At 54.2% G+C, this 2473-nt stretch carries 1 protein-coding gene and 1 pseudogene (1 of these 2 running past the window's edge); both read left to right on the top strand.

The genetic code is table 11. The features are described from left to right. Positions 1 to 22 precede the first annotated feature (22 nt). Positions 23 to 2125, top strand: coding sequence for a hypothetical protein (locus H5U36_07005; protein ID MBC7217872.1), 2103 nt, complete (start codon positions 23 to 25; stop codon positions 2123 to 2125). Then, positions 2095 to 2473, top strand: a pseudogene (locus H5U36_07000) (hypothetical protein) (it continues 26 nt past the right edge of the window). The gene H5U36_07005 and the pseudogene H5U36_07000 overlap by 31 nt, the downstream one beginning before the upstream one ends.

The following is a 2473-nucleotide window of genomic DNA, read 5'->3' as shown; positions in this document are numbered from 1 at the left end:
CTGCATACAGAAGATGGAGGAAGTGGGAGTACCCCTTTTTGAGGAGCTCCGTAAGGGGGAAGGGGAACTCGCCCTCTGGGAGGATAAAGAGAAAGAACTCAGGGCGAGAATTGCTGAATTCTCCACAGAAGAGGAACGACTTAAAAAGGAAGAGGCGAAAAGGCAGAAGATTCTCAACGAGAAAGAGACGTTCCTTGCAGAGGCGGAAAAGGCGTATGCGAAAGCCGAAGAAGCTCAGCGGGTACTCGATGAGCTCCTCCCTGAGGACCAGAAGAAAGCCCAGGAGTTTGAGCGACTAAAGGGAGAGTGGCAGAGACTTCGGGAAGAAATCACAAAGTACGACGAGCGAGTTGCAAGGCTTTCAGAAGAGAAACAGAAGATTGAGGCCCGCTTGAAGGTCCTCGAGGAAGAGAAGGAAGCCCATGAGTTCCGGTACCGTCATGGGGTGAGGGCTTTCGTTGTTGGGGAACTCGAAGAAGAGTGGCGCCGCCAGGGAGCATGCCCAGTGTGTGGGAGCCGGGTTCCCTACCCTGAAGGAGAACGGGAACGGGTGGACATTGTGGCCCTGGAGCGGGAGTACCGGGGCTTCCAGGAGGAATGGGTTGCGCTTTCTTCCCGGAAGGAGCACCTCGAGCAGGAAATCCAGGAGGTGTCGCAGGAGAAAAAGGAGAGGGGTGCAAAGCTTGAGGAAATCCAAAAGGAGGCGAGAGTTCTCTCTGCGGAGCGGCAGAAGCTCCGGGATGAGGTTCGGAAAACCCTCGTTTCCTCCGGGTATCCTGAAGGGGAAAGCTTTTCTCTTTCCCGTTTCCGGGAATGGGTGCGGTCAAAAGGAAAAGCCAGAGAGAGTCTCCAGAAAGAGGTAGAAATGCAGCGCCGAGAACTTGTCGCCTTGCAGGAGAGGCTCCTTTTCCTCAGGGAAAGAAAGGAAGAAGAAACAAAGCGGCTTTCTGAGGTCTGTGCGGCAAAGGAAAAAATCCTGCAGGAGCTTGCTCCAAAAAGAGAGCGTTTCGCAAAGTACTGTGCATCTTTGGGAATTTCCGGGGACACCTTTCCTCAGTACCTTGAGGGCTTGAAGGATAAGCTCGGGAGGGCTGAACAGGAAGTTGTGCGTCTTGAGACAGAGGTAAGAACAAAAAAGGAACGAATAGATTCCCTTGGTCTTGAAATCAAGCGCCTTACGGAGACTCTAAGGCAAAAAAAAGAGGAAAAAGAGGCCTTAGCCCGTGAAGAGTATCGCCTTCGGGAACTCTTTCTTGCAGAACTTGAAAAGAGGAAGTGGGATGAAGAAACGTACCGTAAGCTCCTCGAGAAGAAACCGGGGACAAGCCGGATGGAACTCCATCGCCTTGAGGGAGAGCTCGAAGGGCTGAAGAGAGAAAAGCTTGAGAGGGAAAGGGAAAAAGGAGAGCTTGAAAAGATACTCGGTCTTTCAGGAGATGCCGCAGAAACGGAGTTCCAGAGGTTACAGAGAGAACTTGAGGAGCTCAGAAGCAAAGCGGGTTTTCTGAACAAGCGTCTTGGGGAGATTCGGGAAGGGCTCAGGCAGAATGAGAGGAAGAGAAGGGAATGGCAGGAGCTGAGGGCTACCGTTGGGGAGAAGTCGAGGGTTTACGAGGTCCACACAAAGCTCCAGCAGGCTTTAGAGGTTGGAGGGTTCAAGAACTACCTCTTGCGGATTCTCTTTACCCGTCTTGAGGAGGAGAGCTCAAGGATTCTCCTTGGGCTCTCGGGAGGGCGGTACGCTCTGCGGATGCAGATGCGCCGAGGCATGGCGGACATCGCCGTCCTTGACCGGAGGTTCGGGGGAGGGGAACGTCTCCCCGAAGAATGCTCAGGAGGCGAAAAGACCCTCATTGCTCTGGCTCTTGCCCTGGCGCTGTCGAGCCTGAGGCTTGAGGAGAAATACGCTCGAAGGACGGAGTGTCTTTTCATTGATGAAGGGTTTTCAACCCTTGACCGGGAGCACCTGGACCTTGTGGCCGATGCCATATTCCGCTTGAGCCGTGAAGGAAAAATGGTGGGGATTGTGACCCACGATCCGGATTTTGCCGGGTACTTCCCAGTGCAGCTTGAGGTGCGGGAGGGAACGGTGCAGTGGAAGAGAAGCGAAAGCCCCGTGATATAGGAGAATTCCTGCGGGAGAACTTCGCTCAGGTGGACCACTGGTACACGGGGGAAGAGGTTTTCCATTCTCATGAGATTGGTGATGATGCTCCTCTTGCCCCGGGGGAATTCTGGGAGAGCGAGGACTGGCGAGAATTCCCCGAAAGCACCTCCCTTGCCCCTGACTTTACCCGAATCTTTTTTGTGGACGGGAAAGTCCGTATCCATGCTCGTGTGTTCTTCCGCACCGCGGTGCTCCTTTTTGCTGAGGTTGCTGCTTCCTGGGTGGCATGGGAACGGGAAAAGGGGCTTTCCTTTGGCTTTTCTCCTGCAACTCCTCCGGATCTCAGGCGGGTTCTTGGGGCTGGGG

This window comes from Candidatus Caldatribacterium sp. (genome assembly GCA_014359405.1).
Lineage (GTDB): Bacteria > Atribacterota > Atribacteria > Atribacterales > Caldatribacteriaceae > Caldatribacterium > Caldatribacterium oleiphilum.
This window is presented reverse-complemented; position numbering and strand designations above follow the sequence as displayed.